General features: G+C 48.3%; 24 protein-coding genes and 1 pseudogene. 24 read left to right on the top strand and 1 reads right to left on the bottom strand.

What is annotated here, in order from left to right:
• Positions 1-369: RNA-guided endonuclease InsQ/TnpB family protein (locus EWV84_RS16740; RefSeq protein ID WP_287078907.1), on the bottom strand; the 369-nt coding region annotated here is incomplete at its 3' end.
• Positions 370-460: 91 nt separating this feature from the next.
• On the opposite strand from EWV84_RS16740, the gene EWV84_RS16735 reads away from it, so the two are divergent.
• The 24 genes and pseudogenes from EWV84_RS16735 to EWV84_RS16620 all read left to right on the top strand — a co-directional run.
• A complete protein-coding gene (locus EWV84_RS16735; RefSeq protein WP_287078906.1) occupies positions 461-946 on the top strand; it encodes a DUF4079 domain-containing protein in 486 nt (161 codons plus the stop codon).
• A gap of 188 nt (positions 947-1,134) precedes the next feature.
• Positions 1,135-1,473 carry a P-II family nitrogen regulator gene (locus EWV84_RS16730; RefSeq protein WP_287078905.1) on the top strand — a complete coding sequence of 113 codons (339 nt, stop codon included), beginning with the start codon at positions 1,135-1,137 and terminating at the stop codon, positions 1,471-1,473.
• Positions 1,474-2,288: 815 nt separating this feature from the next.
• Positions 2,289-2,927, top strand: coding sequence for a 50S ribosomal protein L3 (rplC, locus tag EWV84_RS16725; RefSeq protein WP_002734589.1), 639 nt, complete (start codon positions 2,289-2,291; stop codon positions 2,925-2,927).
• A 20-nt stretch (positions 2,928-2,947) separates the two neighbouring features.
• Positions 2,948-3,580 (top strand): 50S ribosomal protein L4, encoded by a 633-nt coding sequence (gene rplD / locus EWV84_RS16720; RefSeq protein ID WP_286825777.1) that lies wholly within the window; start codon positions 2,948-2,950, stop codon positions 3,578-3,580.
• Positions 3,570-3,875 (top strand): 50S ribosomal protein L23, encoded by a 306-nt coding sequence (locus EWV84_RS16715; RefSeq protein WP_287078904.1) that lies wholly within the window; start codon positions 3,570-3,572, stop codon positions 3,873-3,875. Before rplD ends, EWV84_RS16715 begins: the two co-directional genes overlap by 11 nt.
• A gap of 33 nt (positions 3,876-3,908) precedes the next feature.
• Positions 3,909-4,742 carry a 50S ribosomal protein L2 gene (gene rplB, locus EWV84_RS16710; RefSeq protein ID WP_190721170.1) on the top strand — a complete coding sequence of 278 codons (834 nt, stop codon included), beginning with the start codon at positions 3,909-3,911 and terminating at the stop codon, positions 4,740-4,742.
• A gap of 30 nt (positions 4,743-4,772) precedes the next feature.
• Positions 4,773-5,054 carry a 30S ribosomal protein S19 gene (rpsS, locus tag EWV84_RS16705; protein ID WP_002753908.1) on the top strand — a complete coding sequence of 94 codons (282 nt, stop codon included), beginning with the start codon at positions 4,773-4,775 and terminating at the stop codon, positions 5,052-5,054.
• Between the two features lie 135 nt (positions 5,055-5,189).
• On the top strand, positions 5,190-5,549 hold the full coding sequence (gene rplV / locus EWV84_RS16700; RefSeq protein ID WP_287078902.1) for a 50S ribosomal protein L22: 360 nt from the start codon (positions 5,190-5,192) through the stop codon (positions 5,547-5,549).
• Between the two features lie 23 nt (positions 5,550-5,572).
• A complete protein-coding gene (gene rpsC, locus EWV84_RS16695) occupies positions 5,573-6,301 on the top strand; it encodes a 30S ribosomal protein S3 (RefSeq protein ID WP_061432468.1) in 729 nt (242 codons plus the stop codon).
• A gap of 30 nt (positions 6,302-6,331) precedes the next feature.
• Positions 6,332-6,751, top strand: coding sequence for a 50S ribosomal protein L16 (gene rplP / locus EWV84_RS16690; RefSeq protein WP_002734310.1), 420 nt, complete (start codon positions 6,332-6,334; stop codon positions 6,749-6,751).
• Positions 6,751-6,969, top strand: a complete 219-nt coding sequence (gene rpmC, locus EWV84_RS16685; protein WP_287078900.1) for a 50S ribosomal protein L29 — start codon at positions 6,751-6,753, stop codon at positions 6,967-6,969. The genes rplP and rpmC overlap by 1 nt, the downstream gene beginning before the upstream one ends.
• 6 nt (positions 6,970-6,975) lie before the next feature.
• Positions 6,976-7,218: a 30S ribosomal protein S17 gene (rpsQ, locus tag EWV84_RS16680; RefSeq protein ID WP_286825774.1), complete on the top strand. Its 243-nt coding sequence runs from the start codon at positions 6,976-6,978 to the stop codon at positions 7,216-7,218.
• Between the two features lie 20 nt (positions 7,219-7,238).
• On the top strand, positions 7,239-7,607 hold the full coding sequence (gene rplN / locus EWV84_RS16675) for a 50S ribosomal protein L14 (protein WP_002732358.1): 369 nt from the start codon (positions 7,239-7,241) through the stop codon (positions 7,605-7,607).
• Between the two features lie 39 nt (positions 7,608-7,646).
• Entirely contained in the window at positions 7,647-8,000 is a 354-nt protein-coding gene (gene rplX / locus EWV84_RS16670; RefSeq protein ID WP_287078899.1) for a 50S ribosomal protein L24, read from the top strand.
• Between the two features lie 54 nt (positions 8,001-8,054).
• Complete coding sequence (gene rplE / locus EWV84_RS16665) at positions 8,055-8,594, top strand: 50S ribosomal protein L5 (protein WP_002801925.1); 540 nt, start codon at positions 8,055-8,057, stop codon at positions 8,592-8,594.
• Positions 8,595-8,823: 229 nt separating this feature from the next.
• Complete coding sequence (gene rpsH, locus EWV84_RS16660; protein ID WP_002734721.1) at positions 8,824-9,225, top strand: 30S ribosomal protein S8; 402 nt, start codon at positions 8,824-8,826, stop codon at positions 9,223-9,225.
• Between the two features lie 105 nt (positions 9,226-9,330).
• A complete protein-coding gene (gene rplF / locus EWV84_RS16655) occupies positions 9,331-9,900 on the top strand; it encodes a 50S ribosomal protein L6 (RefSeq protein ID WP_287078898.1) in 570 nt (189 codons plus the stop codon).
• A gap of 3 nt (positions 9,901-9,903) precedes the next feature.
• The gene (rplR, locus tag EWV84_RS16650; protein ID WP_002753900.1) at positions 9,904-10,266 is read left to right on the top strand and encodes a 50S ribosomal protein L18; all 363 of its coding nucleotides are present in this window, start codon (positions 9,904-9,906) and stop codon (positions 10,264-10,266) included.
• A gap of 26 nt (positions 10,267-10,292) precedes the next feature.
• Complete coding sequence (gene rpsE / locus EWV84_RS16645) at positions 10,293-10,814, top strand: 30S ribosomal protein S5 (RefSeq protein ID WP_002757584.1); 522 nt, start codon at positions 10,293-10,295, stop codon at positions 10,812-10,814.
• A gap of 10 nt (positions 10,815-10,824) precedes the next feature.
• On the top strand, positions 10,825-11,268 hold the full coding sequence (gene rplO, locus EWV84_RS16640; protein ID WP_287078897.1) for a 50S ribosomal protein L15: 444 nt from the start codon (positions 10,825-10,827) through the stop codon (positions 11,266-11,268).
• Positions 11,269-11,565: 297 nt separating this feature from the next.
• Positions 11,566-12,885 (top strand): preprotein translocase subunit SecY, encoded by a 1,320-nt coding sequence (gene secY / locus EWV84_RS16635; RefSeq protein WP_287078896.1) that lies wholly within the window; start codon positions 11,566-11,568, stop codon positions 12,883-12,885.
• Between the two features lie 70 nt (positions 12,886-12,955).
• Positions 12,956-13,522, top strand: a complete 567-nt coding sequence (locus EWV84_RS16630; protein WP_287078895.1) for an adenylate kinase — start codon at positions 12,956-12,958, stop codon at positions 13,520-13,522.
• Between the two features lie 953 nt (positions 13,523-14,475).
• Positions 14,476-15,441 (top strand): annotated as a pseudogene (tnpC, locus tag EWV84_RS16625) (IS66 family transposase); the annotation flags it as partial.
• Between the two features lie 73 nt (positions 15,442-15,514).
• Positions 15,515-15,654: helix-turn-helix domain-containing protein (locus tag EWV84_RS16620; protein ID WP_287078908.1), on the top strand; the 140-nt coding region annotated here is incomplete at its 3' end.

Genomic DNA, 15,654 nt, shown 5'->3' with positions numbered 1-15,654 from the left:
TTGTTTGTCTTTAAATTTAAAAGCAGATTTGGTAAATTCGGCACTTCCTCCTTGATGTTTTTTCTTAAAGTTAGGATACTTAGTACGACCAGCAAAGAAGTTAGTGAAAGCTGTTTGTAGGTGTCTTAACCCTTGTGGTAAAGGTACACAACTAACTTCGTTTAAAAAGTCTAATTCTTCTTGCTTTTTCCAATCGGTTAGCATCGAAGAAGTTTGAGCATATCCTACTCTTTCTTGTCTTTCGTACCATGCTTGTGTTCTGAGATGGAGTGCCTTATTGTAAACCAATCTTACACAGCCCAAAGTGCGCCGCAATAGCGACTCTTGTTCGGGTGTGGGGTAAAATCGAAACCAATAGGCTTTCTCCATGTCTTACATTCTAGCATATATCGTGTAAATGCGCTAGTATTTAACAGTAAAGCCGTCGTAGAACGACGGGGTTTCAGACCCAAAATTTTCGATGAATCAAAGTTTAAGTGATGCGCTAGAGCCGATCGCCGCTGCCTTTCGCGGTCTCGGAACTCCCGAACCGATCGTTCATTGGGGACATCCAGTCATGATGGGGATCGTGGTTTTAGTTATGGGTAGTTATACTGCCTATGCCGGTTGGCAAAGCCGTTTAAGCAAAGATGGGGAAGTAGTGGCCAACAATCGGGCTGATCACCGCAAACTCGCCCCCTGGCTGTTTTTATTTATCGCTCTCGGTTACACTGGCGGTATTTTATCCCTAGTCATGCAGAAACATCCAATCCTCGAAAGCAGCCATTTCTGGACAGGATCGGTCGCGATCGGTTTATTAGCTTTCAATGGATTATTGTCCCTCACTGGCTTCGCTGGCGGGAAAAAAGAACTTTTCCGGACTATTCACGCCTATATCGGCAGTATTGCCCTGATTTTACTGCTAGTTCACGGTGTTTTCGGTCTTCAGTTGGGATTATCTCTCTAGTTGGTTTATTTATGACTTCGGGTGGGCTATTTCCCACCTGGAGATTTTTCACCGCAGAAGACTGTGGCCAAGTACAATAATTGAAGAAATTATGACTTTAAGCACTATTCTTGGGATTCCGAGTTTAGAATTAACAGGTAATTTACCAAGAAAGTAAAGTATCGTCACGCAACGAGGAGATAGATATTTTGAAGAAAGTAGAAGCGATTATCCGACCCTTTAAACTCGAAGAGGTGAAAATCGCCCTAGTTAACGCGGGCATTGTCGGGATGACCGTCTCCGAAGTTAGAGGTTTCGGTCGTCAGAAAGGTCAATCGGAACGTTATCGCGGTTCCGAGTATACCGTCGAATTTCTCCAAAAACTCAAGATCGAGATCGTCGTCGAAGATAAGCAGGTCGATATGGTCGTCGATAAGCTGATTTCGGCGGCGCGTACTGGTGAAATCGGAGACGGTAAAATCTTCGTCTCCCCCGTGGAACAGATCGTCCGCATCCGTACCGGAGAAAAAAATCTCGAAGCAATTTAACCCCCAGACAAGGGATGATAGTACAATGCTGTCATCCCCCCCATTCACACCGTTTCCTATAATATAAAAGTGTAACCTAATTTAGTATTAACGACCGATTCCCCAAAAGGAAAACTTTGCACCTCACCATTAAGATAAATGCTATAATTGCGAGCTGCTGAATATCAGTTTAAGCCTTGCTATAAAAGAGTTTTGCGAATTTTTGGGCTAAAAAAGTACCAGAAACCTGAAGGGGGTGACAAGCAGATTGAAAGTGAAACAGGGTGTGGGGGGTAGGGAAAAACCTTGAGACTTTCCCCGAAATGAAGACGAGAGAATTAAGTTAATCAATTTGAAGGGTTACAGGGAGGAGATTTTCCCAAAACCCCACAGCCTAGACCCTGCACCCAGCCTAGACTTCAACCTCGTTGTCACCCCTTCCTTCAGCCAGACTAGATATGATCATTGCCGGTGACTAAAAAAACCTCTTGCCTAAAAAGTCACAAATATTATATAATGTTTGATCGTGGCCAAAATCGGTGTTAGGTGGTGCTGAAGGCACTGCCGAGCAGAACCGCCTTGGTCGCTCGGTCTTCGCCGGGATACTGAAGATAAACCCTTTAAGTCCCCAAGAAACAAAGACCAGCAACAATCTAGGCAGAACCAGCAACCCTGTCTAGTCTTACTTACGAATTTAACGGGATGCCAGCTTAAATAACTCGAAAAAAGTCATTCAAGTTGGGCAGGCTGATAAAGTGGGAAAAATCTTTCCCGCTCCTATAGCCACGGCCACGTTATTTTTGATTGTCGTCTAGTAAAGATAAAGAGAACAATCCGTGTCTATCGGTATCCTCGGTACAAAACTGGGCATGACCCAAATCTTCGACAACAAAACGGGAGTCGCCATTCCCGTCACCGTCGTTCAAGCAGGTCCGTGTCCCGTCACCCAAGTAAAAACTAAAAAAACCGACGGTTATGAATCCATCCAAGTGGGATACAAAACCGTCAAAGAAAAAGCCCTCAACAAACCGCTGCTCGGTCATTTAGCCAAAGCCGGTGTCTCCCCCCTGCGGCATTTAATCGAATACCGCCTCGAGGACGCATCCGCTTACACTTTAGGCCAAGAAATTACCGCCGCTATCTTCCAAGAAGGCGATTTGGTCGATGTGGCTGGAACCACCATCGGACGGGGGTTCTCCGGCTATCAAAAACGCCATAACTTCAAGCGCGGTAACATGACCCACGGTTCCAAAAACCACCGTCTCCCCGGTTCCACCGGTGCCGGTACTACCCCCGGTCGCGTCTTCCCGGGTAAGAGAATGGCTGGACAATACGGAGCAACCCAAGTTACCATCCGCAAATTGTCCGTGGTCAAAATCGATAGCGAACGCAACCTGATCCTGATCAAAGGAGCCGTCCCGGGCAAACCAGGAACCCTGTTAAACATCACCCCCGCCAAGAAATTTGGTAAATAGGGCAAGGAAAGATTAAAGCCATGGTTAACTACACAGTCAAAAATTGGCAAGGGGAAGAAGCAGGAACAGGCACCCTGGAACTGAAAACCGCTAAACCCGAAACCGCCAAACACCTAATTCACCGCGTCGTCGTCAGCCATCTAGCGGCGGCCCGCCAAGGTAACGCCTCGAGCAAAACCCGCTCGGAAGTGCGCGGCGGTGGTCGCAAACCCTGGCGGCAAAAAGGCACCGGTCGGGCCCGGGCCGGTTCGATCCGTTCTCCCCTCTGGCGTGGTGGCGGTGTCATCTTCGGACCGAAACCCAGAGATTTTGAAGTTAAGGTCAATCGCAAAGAGAAAAGATTAGCCCTGAGAACCGCTTTGATCGGCCAAGCTGATAACTTTATCGTGGTTGAAAGCTTCGCTGAACAATTCTCCCAACCCAAAACCAAAGAACTCACCGCTGCCTTAAGTCGCTGGGGAGCCAGTCCAGAGGAAAAAATTCTGCTGATTCTGACGGAAATTCCCGAAAATGTCTATTTATCGGGACGTAATATCTGCAATCTCAAAATTATTCGCGCCGATAGTCTCAACGTCTATGATGTCCTCCTAGCCGATCGAGTTATCGCCACCGCCGCAGCCCTAGCTAAAATTGAGGAGGTCTATGGTGCTTAAAATTGAAGCCAGACAACTCGCCGATCTGATCCTAAAGCCGATCGTGACCGAGAAAGCCACCCTACTCCTAGAACAAAATAAATACGTCTTCGATGTCGCCTTGAAAGCGACCAAGCCAGAAATTCAAGCGGCGATCGAACTGCTGTTTGACGTGAAAGTAACGAAAGTGAACACCAGCCGCCCCTCTCGTCAGAAAAAACGCGTCGGCCGTTTCCTCGGTTACAAACCCCAATACAAACGCGCGATCGTGACCCTCGCAGCCGGCGACTCGATCACCCTCTATCCCGACGTATAAAAACCAAGAAACCCGATAACGGAAAACTAAACTATGGGTATTCGTTCTTTTAGACCCTTAACCCCCGGGACAAGGCAGGCGGCGATCTCCGACTTTAAAGAGATCACCAAAACCGAACCAGAAAAGTCCCTAACTCATCACAAACACAGTAAACAGGGGCGTAATAATCGCGGTGTCGTTACCAGTCGTCACCGGGGCGGCGGCCATAAACGCCTCTACCGGATTATCGATTTTCGTCGCGATAAACGGGATATTCCAGCCACAGTAGCGGCGATCGAGTACGATCCTAACCGTAACGCCCGCATTGCCCTGCTTTTCTACAAAGACGGGGAAAAACGCTACATCATCGCCCCCGCCGGTTTAGGCGTTGGTGATACCGTCATCGCCGGAGAAAACGCTCCCTTCGAGGTCGGTAACGCCCTACCCTTAAGTCGCATCCCCCTAGGGACAGAAGTTCATAACATCGAACTCGTCCCCGGTCGCGGTGGTCAAATGGTGCGGGCTGCCGGTGGTTTCGCCCAAGTGGTAGCGAAAGAAGGCGATTACGTTACCATCCGCCTCCCCTCCAAAGAAGTCCGCATGATCCGGCGTGAATGCTACGCCACCATCGGAAAAGTCGGTAACGCCGAAGCGAGAAATATCAGTCTCGGTAAAGCCGGTCGTACCCGTCACCGCGGTCAACGACCTCATGTTCGGGGTAGCGTCATGAACCCAGTCGATCACCCGCACGGAGGTGGAGAGGGTCGCGCTCCGATCGGACGTTCCGGCCCGATGACTCCCTGGGGTAAACCCGCCCTCGGTCGCAAAACTCGCAACAAGAAAAAACGCAGTAGCGATCTCATCGTGCGCCGTCGTACCCAGGGTTAGAAATTATTACTTTACTTTTGACTGAAAATTATGGGTCGTTCACTGAAAAAGGGGCCATTTGTCGCCGGCCACCTGATGGAAAAAATCGAAAAACTCAACGCACAGGGCAGTAAACAAGTGATTAAAACTTGGTCCCGTGCCTCGACAATCATTCCCGATATGGTCGGTCACACGATCGCCGTTCACAACGGCAAACAGCACGTTCCCGTCTATGTTTCCGAGCAGATGGTCGGTCATAAACTCGGTGAATTCGCTCCCACCCGCACCTTCCGCGGCCACGCCAAGAGCGACAAAAAAGCAGGACGGAAATAAATCAGCCGCTACTCCCTCAGTCGTCAGCTAGATAGTCGTGATCATAAATCACCAAGTTAGCTAATTTTCAAAAAATAAAAGCTGATGACTGATGACTGATGACTGATAACTGATAACTGATAACTGATAACTGAAATGACCATCGATACCTCTAACGAAGTCAAAGCGAGCGCCCGCTATATTCGGATGTCACCCCTGAAAGTCAGACGGGTACTCGATCAGATCCGCGGTCGCTCCTATCGGGAAGCCCTAATCATTCTCGAATTTATGCCCTACCGGGCCTGTGATCCGATCCTAAAAGTTCTGCGTTCCGCCGTTGCCAACGCCGAACATAACGAAGGACTCGATCCCGCCACTTTGGTGGTTAGCCAAGCCTTTGCCGATGGCGGACCGACCCTAAAACGTTTTCGACCCCGGGCCCAAGGCCGCGCCTACCAAATTCGCAAACCCACCTGTCATATTACCGTCGCCGTCGCTCCTAGCAACGAAGACTAATCACCTTAACTAAAAAAACCACAATGGGACAAAAAATCCATCCCCTCGGTTTTCGTCTCGGCGTTATCAAAGATCATAAATCTTGCTGGTATGCCGACGCGAAACGTTACCCCGAACTACTGCAAGAAGATCGCCGCATTCGTGAATACGTCGAAAAAAACCTTGCTAATGCCGGTATCGCCGATATTCGCATCGAACGTAAGGCCGATCAAGTAGATATTTCCATCCACACCGCTCGCCCCGGGGTCGTCGTCGGTCGTGGTGGCACGGGAATCGAACAGCTGCGCCTAGGTTTACAAAAAGCCCTCGGTGGCCAGCGTCAAATTCGCATTAACGTCATTGAGGTGGCTCGCGTTGATGCCGATGCCAACCTGATCGCCGAATACATCGCCCAACAACTAGAAAGACGGGTTTCCTTCCGTCGTGTTGTCCGGCAAGCCATCCAACGGGCGCAGAGGGCCGAAGTCAAAGGGATCAAAATTCAAGTTAGCGGTCGTCTCAACGGGGCGGAAATCGCTCGGACCGAATGGGTGCGGGAAGGACGAGTTCCCCTGCATACCCTGCGCGCCGATATTGATTACTCCTATAAAACCGCCAGCACCATCTACGGGATTCTAGGCGTGAAAGTTTGGATATTTAAGGGCGAAATTATCCCCGGCCAAGAAGAAATTGCCGCCGCCGTTCCCGCTCAAGCACCGCGCCGTCAACAGCGTCGCCGTCAACAGTTTGAAGATCGCTCTAGTGAGGGCTGATCCCTAATATTTATCAGTGGTAAATAGCTCATGTTAAGTCCCAAAAGAACAAAATTCCGCAAACAACAGCGCGGACGGATGCGCGGGCTGGCCACCGGCGGAAATACGATTAATTTCGGCGATTTCGCCCTGCAAGCCACCGAACCCTGTTGGATTACTTCCCGTCAAATCGAAGCGGCCAGACGGGCAATGACTCGTTATATTCGTCGGGGCGGCAAAATCTGGATTCGCGTTTTTCCCGATAAACCCGTGACCCAACGGGCCGCAGAAACTCGGATGGGTTCCGGGAAAGGTTCCCCCGAATTCTGGGTGGCCGTGGTTAAACCGGGGTTCATTATGTTTGAGATTGCCGGGGTAGCTGAACCAGTGGCCCGGGAAGCAATGCGCCTAGCCGCCCAAAAATTACCGATTAAGACCAAATTTATCACTCGCGAGGAGGATTTTGTCTAATGGCTCTACCGAAAATCGCCGAAGTGAGGAAGATGAGCGATGACGACATCGCCGACGCTATCCTCGCTGCCAAAAAGAAACTGTTTGAATTGCGTTTGCAGCAGGCCACCCGCCGCTTGGAAAAAACCCACGAATTCAAACACACCCGCCACCGTCTTGGCCAATTATTGTCCGTAGAACGGGAGCGCCAACTAGCCCAGTCCACCCCGGAGGCATAACCCACTATGGCAGTTAAAGAAAGAGTTGGGGTAGTGGTCAGCGACAAAATGGATAAAACCGTAGTGGTAGCCATTGAAAACCGCTCTCCTCACCCTAAATACGGCAAAATCGTCGTGAAAACCCAGAAATTTAAGGCTCACGACGAAGAAAATCAAGCCAAACAAGGCGATCGAGTTCGTATTCGTGAAACCCGCCCCCTCAGTAAAACCAAACGTTGGGAAGTGGCGGAAATATTAACCGATAATTAAATTTCACCTAGGTAAAAACCGTGATTCAACAACAAACCTACTTAAATGTCGCTGACAATAGCGGGGCGCGGAAACTAATGTGTCTGCGGGTGCTGGGAACAGGTAACTGTACCTACGGTGGCATCGGTGACAAAATTATCGCCGTGGTTAAGGACGCTATCCCCAATATGCCCGTGAAAAAATCCGATGTGGTCACTGCGGTGATCGTGCGGACCCGTCAAACCGTCCGTCGCGATAGTGGCATGAGCATCCGTTTTGATGATAACGCCGCCGTGATTATTAATAATGACGGTAATCCCAAAGGTACGCGAGTTTTTGGTCCGGTCGCTCGGGAATTGCGCGATAAAAACTACACCAAAATTGTTTCCTTAGCCCCAGAAGTTCTCTGATCAAAGTCAAAAGTACAAAGGCAATCGGAGGTCAAAAAAATGAGTAATAAAAACAGTCAAACCTCACCCCAAAGGCAAAAAATGCACGTTAAAAAAGGGGATGTCGTTCAAGTAATCGCCGGTTCCGATAAGGGCAAAGTGGGCGAAATTTTACGGGCTTTACCCCAAGAAAGCACCGTGGTGGTCAAGGGAGTTAATATCCGCACCAAACATACTAAACCCCAACAGGAAGGAGAATCGGGTCAAATCCTTACCTACGAAGCACCGATTCACAGTTCCAAAGTGATGCTTTATTCCGAGAAGAAAAAAATCGCCAGTCGGGTGGGTTATACCTTTACCGAAGACGGTCGGAAAGTGCGGATACTGAAGAAAACTGGCGAAATTATTGATTAGTTTCCCATCAATTCTAGTTCCTGACCAAGCCCAGGAAAAGCAAGCAGAAAAACTATGAGCCAAAAACTAAAAACCACCTATCAAGAAACCATTGTTCCGAAACTGAAAGAACAATTTGGTTATACCAATATCCACCAAGTACCTAAAGTTATCAAAATTACTGTTAACCGCGGTCTTGGGGAAGCTTCACAAAATGCCAAAGCTTTGGAGTCTTCCAAGGAGGAACTGTCCACCATCACCGGACAACAACCGGTAGTGACCAGGGCTAAAAAAGCGATCGCTGGCTTCAAAATTCGCGAAGGAATGCCCGTGGGTGTCATGGTGACATTGCGCGGCGATCGAATGTACGCTTTTTTAGACCGTCTAATTAATCTGGCCTTACCACGTATTCGCGACTTTCGCGGTATCAGCGGTAACAGTTTTGATGGTCGTGGTAACTACAGTTTAGGCATTCGTGAACAGTTGATCTTCCCCGAAATTGAATACGACAAAATCGATCAAATTCGCGGGATGGACATCTCAATCATCACCACTGCTAAAACCGACGAAGAAGGACGCGCCCTCCTCAAAGAGATGGGAATGCCCTTTAGATAAATCAATCAAGAGAAAAGTAAACAGTGACCGGTAAATAAGTGAACAGTGATCAGTAAACAGTGAACAGTAAACAGTGATTCAGTGAAAAGACAGCAGGAAACTGCTATTTAATACTACTCACTTAATACTCAAATCTGATCACTGATGACTGATAACTGATCACTGATGACTGATAACTGATAACTGACCATTGATGTTGATCCCAATTTAGGAGAAAAACAGGTAATTCATGTCTGCTAACGATACCATCTCGGATATGCTGACCCGCATCCGTAACGCTTGCGCGGTTCGGCAGACCACTACTCAAATCCCCACCACGCGGATGACGCGCAGTATTGCTCAAGTTCTCAAGGACGAAGGCTTTATTGCTGACTTTGAGGAAGTGGGTGAGGGGATTAAATCTCAATTAGTTCTTTCCCTCAAATATAAAGGCAAAAACCGTCAACCGATCATTACTACCCTCACCAGAGTCAGTAAACCGGGCTTGCGAGTTTATTCCAACAGTAAAGACTTACCGCGCGTCCTCGGTGGTATTGGCATCGCCATTGTTTCCACCTCTAAAGGCATTATGACCGATCGCGAAGCCCGTAAACAAAACGTTGGCGGCGAAGTCCTTTGCTACATCTGGTAAACAAGGATAAGCTATCAGCCGTCAGCCTTTCCAAGTTTCAACCTGATAGCTGACCCACTGATAACTCTTCCGGTGATAACTGATAACTGATAACTGATAACTGTTATGTCTCGTATTGGCAAACGCCCGATTCCTATTCCCAATAAAGTCACCGTCGATATCGATGGTGCTACCGTGACGGTGAAAGGGCCCAAAGGAACTCTCCAGAGAACCCTACCCACCGCCGTCACCATCAATAAAGATGGCGAAACCCTGCTCGTTAGCCGTCAAGACGATTCCCGTACCGCCAGAGAACGCCACGGACTCTGTAGAACTCTAGTAGCCAACATGGTGGAAGGAGTCGCTACCGGCTTTCAAAAACGCCTCGATATCCAAGGGGTGGGCTACCGCGCCCAGGCGCAGGGTGGTAAATTGGTTCTGAATGTTGGTTACAGTAAACCCGTGGAAATGGAGATGCCCGATGGTGTTTCCGTCGCTGTAGAAAACAACACCCAAGTTATCGTCAGTGGCATCGACAAAGAAGCCGTCGGTAACATTGCCGCTAAAATCCGCGAAGTTCGTCCCCCCGAACCTTATAAAGGTAAAGGGATTCGCTATCTTGGTGAAGTTGTCCGTCGCAAAGTTGGTAAAGCTGGCGGTAAAGGCGCTAAAGGCGGTAAAGGAGGTAAAAAATAAACCATGAAACTTAGTCGCAAAGAATCAGTCCGTCGTCGTCACCAGCGTGTGCGTCGCAAAATTAATGGCACTGCTGAACGGCCGCGTTTATCCGTATTTCGTTCTAATAACCACATCTACGCCCAAATTATCGACGACGTGGCCCAACATACCCTCGCTGCCGCTTCTACCCTAGAGGCAACCTTGCGGGGGGAATTAGAATCCACCGCTACCCAAGAAGCCTCGGCTGCCGTGGGTAAACTGGTGGCCCAACGGGCCCTAGACAAAGGCATTGAACAAGTGGTTTTTGATCGCGGTGGCAATCTCTATCACGGTCGCGTCAAAGCCTTAGCAGAAGCGGCTCGGTCAGCCGGCTTAAACTTCTAAAATATCCTTTCAACACTGATAAAACTATGGCAAAACGTCGCAAAGGCAACCGCGAAAAAGAAAAAGAAACCACTTGGCAAGAGCGGGTCATCCAGATCCGCCGGGTTAGTAAAGTGGTTAAGGGTGGTAAAAAACTCAGCTTCCGGGCTATCGTCGTGGTCGGTAATGAAAACGGCCAGGTGGGAGTGGGAGTCGGCAAAGCAGGGGATGTTATCGGGGCCGTCCGTAAAGGCGTGGCCGATGGCAAAAAACAACTAATTGAAGTCTCCTTAACTAAGGCTAGTTCTATCACTCACCTTACCCGGGGTGCTTCCGGTGGCGCTCAGGTGCTCATGCGTCCGGCTGCTCCGGGGACTGGGGTTATTGCTGGGGGTGCTGTCCGTACCGTTTTAGAATTAGCCGGGGTGAAAAATATCCTCGCTAAACAACTCGGTAGCGATAACCCCCTCAATAACGCTAGAGCCGCCGTTAACGCCCTGGAAACTCTCCGCACTTTCTCGGAAGTGGCCAAGGATCGAGGCGTATCTGTAGAACATTTGTACACTTAAAGAAATCACCATGAAACTCCACGAAATCGCCCCCCAACCGGGGTCCACTAAACGCCGTCGTCGTGTGGGACGGGGTATCTCGGCCGGCCAGGGCGCTAGCTGCGGTCTGGGAATGCGCGGACAAAAATCTCGCTCCGGGACGGGGACTCGTCCCGGTTTTGAGGGGGGACAAATGCCCCTCTATCGTCGGGTTCCCAAATTAAAGCATTTTCCTTTGGTTAACCCCCGTCAATACACAATCGTTAATCTGAGAAAATTAGCTTCTTTACCCGCTAATACGGAAGTCACCCTGGAAAGTCTCCTAAAAGCTAAAATTCTCACCAGCAACGACGGCCCTTTAAAAGTTTTAGGTGATGGTGAAATTACCGTTCCCCTCAAGGTGAAGGCCGCCGCTTTTAGCAATAGTGCCAAAGAGAAAATTACCGCCGTTCAAGGGACTTGGGAAGAAATATAAATTTCCCAGGAGTCTTGGAGAAGACAGGAGACGGGAGACGGGAGACAGGAGAAGGGAGACAGGAGACAGTATTCAGGAGACGGGAGACAGAAGATTATTTTTATTTATTCTTCCCCCGCAACGCGCACGCAGTGACCCCCCCACACCCTACACCCCACACCCCACACCCTAACACCCAATCCCCAAGACCTGATTGCTATATCATAAGAAAGACAGGGGAAATCTTAAAAAAATCGAGAAAGTTTTCCCCCTCGATTACTTTTTCCCATAAAAAAACTGCACTAGAGGTAACTGTTAATGGTCGTCAGTCGTGATAAGGCTCCCACGGCACAGGAAACGTTTATGCAAATGGCACAGGCGGCCGGTTTACGCGGTCGCTTGTTGGTTACATTGGGTTTACTGATTCTGCTCCGTTTTGGGATGTTTGTACCGATACCCGGTTTGGATCGGGCAAGATTAGCAGAAATTATTCAAAGTAACGCCGCGTTGGGAATCCTTGACCTGTTTACCGGGGGAGGATTATCGACGTTAGGGATTTTTGCCCTCGGCATTCTTCCCTATATCAACGCCTCAATTATCGTGCAACTGCTCACCGCTGCCCTTCCTTCTTTGGAAGATTTACAGAAAAATGAAGGAGAAGCAGGACGGCGAAAAATTGCCCAAATTACCCGTTATATTGCCTTTTTTTGGGCAATTATTCAAAGTATCGGCATTACTCTCGGTTTATTGGTGGCTAACGGCGTTGTGGCCGGAACTTTACCCTCGATCGCTGCTACGGTTCTCGCTTTAGTGGCCGGTTCTATGTTCGTGATGTGGATTTCGGAACTGATTACGGAACGCGGTCTGGGAAATGGAGCATCTTTGCTGATTTTTGTGAATATTGTCGCTGTTTTACCGAAAACCCTCGGTGATACGATTACTTTTGCTCAACAGGGTGGACGACAAGCGATCGCTCAAGTGGTGATTCTCTTGCTGGTTTTCTTGGTGATGATTATCGGCATTGTTTTTGTTCAGGAAGGAACCCGTCGGATTCCGATTGTTTCTGCCCGTCGTCAGGTCGGTCGTCGTCTCTATCGGGAAAGAACCAGTTATCTACCCCTACGACTCAATCAAGGGGGCGTGATGCCGATTATTTTCGCCTCGGCAGTGTTGGTGTTACCTTTCCAATTGGTGCAAGCTTTACCCACGGATAACCCGGTTGGTCAGGTTTTAGTCCAGTTGGTTAATGCCCTGCGTCCCGATAGTTGGGGTTATGTGGCTTTTTATAGCTTACTAATTCTCGGTTTTAGTTTCTTCTACGCTTCCCTGATCGTTAACCCCAAAGATATGTCCCAAAACCTGAAAAAAATGGGGGCCAGTATTCCGGGGATTCGACCGGGAACCGCTACTACTAATTATCTGGAAGGGGTGCTGAATCGTCTCACCCTTTTGGGCGCTCTCTTTTTAAGTTTGGTGGCTACTGTGCCGACTGTAGTAGAAAGCGCCACCGGTGTCACCACTTTTCGCGGTTTGGGGGCAACTTCCCTGTTAATTCTGGTGGGGGTGGCGATCGATACCGCCAAACAAATTCAAACCTATGTCATGTCTCAACGCTATGAGGACATGATTAAACAGTAGTTAGATAGTTAACCAGTGACCTTTTAGCGGTTACTGGTTATTTTTTCCCTTAAAACCCTATATTTAATCCATGAGCAAACGGATCGGTGTGATATTTTTGGGACCGCCCGGATCGGGAAAAGGAACCCAAGCGGCAAAATTAGCGGAATCTCTGACGATTCCCCATATTTCTACCGGTGAAATTTTACGTCAAGCAATTACAGAGAAGACAGAACTTGGTCAGCAAGCACAAGCTTATGTGGAAAAGGGAGAATTAGTACCCGATGAATTGTTATTAGGTTTAATTCAGGAACGTTTAAAACAGCCTGACAGTGCTAAGGGTTGGATTCTTGACGGTTTTCCCCGCACGGTGACACAGGCGAGCTTTTTAGACGCATTACTGGAAGAATTGGCCGATAGTTACACCTATGTGGTTAATTTGGCTGTACCAGATACGGTCTTAATTGAGCGTCTCATGCAACGCGGTCGTCAAGATGATACTAAAGAAACGATCTCCCGTCGCCTACAGGTTTATATCGACCAAACTGCCCCCGTTTTAGATTATTACAGCCAAAAAGGGACTCTTAACCATATCGACGGTAATCAACCGATGGACGCGGTTACGGCGGCTTTAACAGCAGTTGTCACTCCTGTTTAAAGTTTCCCTCAGTCAGTGATCAGTAATCAGTAATCAGTCATCAGTAATCAGTCATCAGTCATCAGTCATCAGTCATCAGTCAGTAAAAATTACAACTTTTTATAAGTTTTTTATATCAAACAGCCGTTAATAGTTGAGAATATTTAAATTTACATTTCGCAATATTTATCTTTTCTTAAGAATTTATTAAAAATAATTCTCATTTGTTTACGAGGTTGCAATACTTCCAGCGATTATGGTATAATTTCGCAGTATGAGACGATGGGTGCTTCTGTGCTTTTTTGGGTTTTTAGCTGTCTGGTGATCCTAAAAACCCTTGCTAAATCTACACTCAGCTATTCAGCAACGGCAATAACTGGCGGTTAAAGAGCCTTTTAAAAGCCAACCCGTTGATCAATTAATTGTGTAGTTTTGTTGCAAAGAGAAAGTTTTTTTGACAAAAAGAACAAAGTGTGCTGCGAGTCCATCTATTTTGAGTCTTGTACTAATTCTCGCTCATAAAAATTACACACCGAATTATCCCATTTAAGTTCCCCCTTTTCCCCCTTTTCCCCCTTTTCCCCCTTTTTAAGGGGGATGCCGAAGGCAGGGGGATCGGGTATTTAGTTTTACTGGGAGCGTCAAAGTTCGTTAACGCTAAATTTAAAATAAACTCAATTGTCCTTCTTGTTTTAAGCGCCAGTTATCATCACCAACTCTCTGGGCAATATCTTCGAGGACGCTTAGAATCGTTTGATTTTCGGTAACCGTTCAGGGGGGGACGAAATCTGGTAATCTGAGAGACATGGATGAGAAGCAGCTACCAGAGATGTCAGGAATAGACGCAGAGGATTGGGTAAAGACCCCACTCAGTGTCAGACAGCTAGTAGTGCAGTTAGGCTTGAAGATAGAGCAACTAGAGCAACACCTCAAAGAATTACAAGACTCAAAAGAGGGGCTGGCTAGAAGAGAAAGTCAATCGAAACTCACAGAACTCCCATAGCTCTCCTGCCTCAGACTCTCCCAACGTCGAGAACACCAAGAAAAAAAAGAAAACCCAGAAAAAGCGAGGTGGGCAACCAGGACACGCCGGTCATAGCCGTCCCCTGTATCCAGTGGAAGAGTGTGCGCTCCGCACCGACTACTATCCCCAGACTTGCACTTGTTGTGGAGAGAAACTCACAGGATTTGACCCCAACCCCTATCGCCATCAAGTAGTAGAGCTCCCCCCCATCCAACTGCACATCGAAGAGCATCGCCTACACCAACTAACTTGCCATCCTTGCGGTGAGAAAACCAGAGCGGTCCTCCCGGTCGAAGTAGAAGAGTGCGGCTACGGAGGGAGAGTGGTAGCCATCGTCTCGGTCTTGAGTGGGATGTACCGTCATTCAGTAAGGATGGTGGTCTGTGCTATGTCTGACTTGTTTGGAGTGAAAATGTCTCTGGGGACTGTCAATCGCCTGAGAAAGGAAGCTTCCTCAGCGGTTTCGGAGGCAGTAGAAGATGCCAAAGCTTACGTGCAGTCGCAGCCGATAGTCGGAGCCGACGAGACGGGGTTCGGGCAGGGAAATACTGATGGGCAAAATCCTCACCAGAAGAGAGCTTGGCTGTGGGTAGCCGTCACCCCTTTGGTCAGCTTCTTTCAGGTTCTGCTGGCTCGCTCCACTGAAGCTGCCCAATCTTTATTGGGCGAGAACTTCAGCGGGATTCTCAATAGCGATCGCTACAAGGCCTACAATTGGGTCGATGTAGCTCAAAGACAACTGTGCTGGGCACATCTAAAACGAGAGTTTACTAAAATCTCCGAACGCAATGGCGTATCTCGTCAACTGGGACGAGACTTGCTGGCTCAACAGAAAAAGTTATTTCGCCTCTGGCATCGAGTCCGAGATGGGACTTTGAGCCGGACTCAGTTTCAGTCATCGAAAATTTGGGTCTGAAACCCCGTCGTTCTACGACGGCTTTACCGTTAAATACTAGCGCATTTACGGAATATATGCTTAAATGTGAGACATGGAAAAAGCCTATTCTTACCGATTTTACCCCACACCAGAACAAGAGTCGCTATTGCGGCGCACCTTGGGCTGTGTAAGATTAGTTTACAATAAAGCTCTCCATCTCAGAACACAAGCATGGTACGAAAAGCAAGAAAG

The organism is Microcystis sp. M_QC_C_20170808_M3Col, assembly GCF_007095505.1.
Classification (GTDB): domain Bacteria; phylum Cyanobacteriota; class Cyanobacteriia; order Cyanobacteriales; family Microcystaceae; genus Microcystis.
Note: the sequence above shows the minus strand (reverse complement) of the source record. Positions and strands in the feature narration are given on the sequence as shown.

Bases quoted from the DNA above. Each gene is read 5' to 3' on its own strand.
- EWV84_RS16735 (WP_287078906.1), top strand. From the start codon at position 461: ATGAATCAAAGTTTAAGTGATGCGCTAGAGCCGATCGCCGCTGCCTTT.
- rplD (WP_286825777.1), top strand. From the start codon at position 2,948: ATGGTTAACTACACAGTCAAAAATTGGCAAGGGGAAGAAGCAGGAACA.
- EWV84_RS16715 (WP_287078904.1), top strand. From the start codon at position 3,570: ATGGTGCTTAAAATTGAAGCCAGACAACTCGCCGATCTGATCCTAAAG.
- rplB (WP_190721170.1), top strand. From the start codon at position 3,909: ATGGGTATTCGTTCTTTTAGACCCTTAACCCCCGGGACAAGGCAGGCG.
- rpsS (WP_002753908.1), top strand. From the start codon at position 4,773: ATGGGTCGTTCACTGAAAAAGGGGCCATTTGTCGCCGGCCACCTGATG.
- rplV (WP_287078902.1), top strand. From the start codon at position 5,190: ATGACCATCGATACCTCTAACGAAGTCAAAGCGAGCGCCCGCTATATT.
- rpsC (WP_061432468.1), top strand. From the start codon at position 5,573: ATGGGACAAAAAATCCATCCCCTCGGTTTTCGTCTCGGCGTTATCAAA.
- rplP (WP_002734310.1), top strand. From the start codon at position 6,332: ATGTTAAGTCCCAAAAGAACAAAATTCCGCAAACAACAGCGCGGACGG.
- rpmC (WP_287078900.1), top strand. From the start codon at position 6,751: ATGGCTCTACCGAAAATCGCCGAAGTGAGGAAGATGAGCGATGACGAC.
- rpsQ (WP_286825774.1), top strand. From the start codon at position 6,976: ATGGCAGTTAAAGAAAGAGTTGGGGTAGTGGTCAGCGACAAAATGGAT.
- rplX (WP_287078899.1), top strand. From the start codon at position 7,647: ATGAGTAATAAAAACAGTCAAACCTCACCCCAAAGGCAAAAAATGCAC.
- rplE (WP_002801925.1), top strand. From the start codon at position 8,055: ATGAGCCAAAAACTAAAAACCACCTATCAAGAAACCATTGTTCCGAAA.
- rpsH (WP_002734721.1), top strand. From the start codon at position 8,824: ATGTCTGCTAACGATACCATCTCGGATATGCTGACCCGCATCCGTAAC.
- rplF (WP_287078898.1), top strand. From the start codon at position 9,331: ATGTCTCGTATTGGCAAACGCCCGATTCCTATTCCCAATAAAGTCACC.
- rplR (WP_002753900.1), top strand. From the start codon at position 9,904: ATGAAACTTAGTCGCAAAGAATCAGTCCGTCGTCGTCACCAGCGTGTG.
- rpsE (WP_002757584.1), top strand. From the start codon at position 10,293: ATGGCAAAACGTCGCAAAGGCAACCGCGAAAAAGAAAAAGAAACCACT.
- rplO (WP_287078897.1), top strand. From the start codon at position 10,825: ATGAAACTCCACGAAATCGCCCCCCAACCGGGGTCCACTAAACGCCGT.
- secY (WP_287078896.1), top strand. From the start codon at position 11,566: ATGGTCGTCAGTCGTGATAAGGCTCCCACGGCACAGGAAACGTTTATG.
- EWV84_RS16630 (WP_287078895.1), top strand. From the start codon at position 12,956: ATGAGCAAACGGATCGGTGTGATATTTTTGGGACCGCCCGGATCGGGA.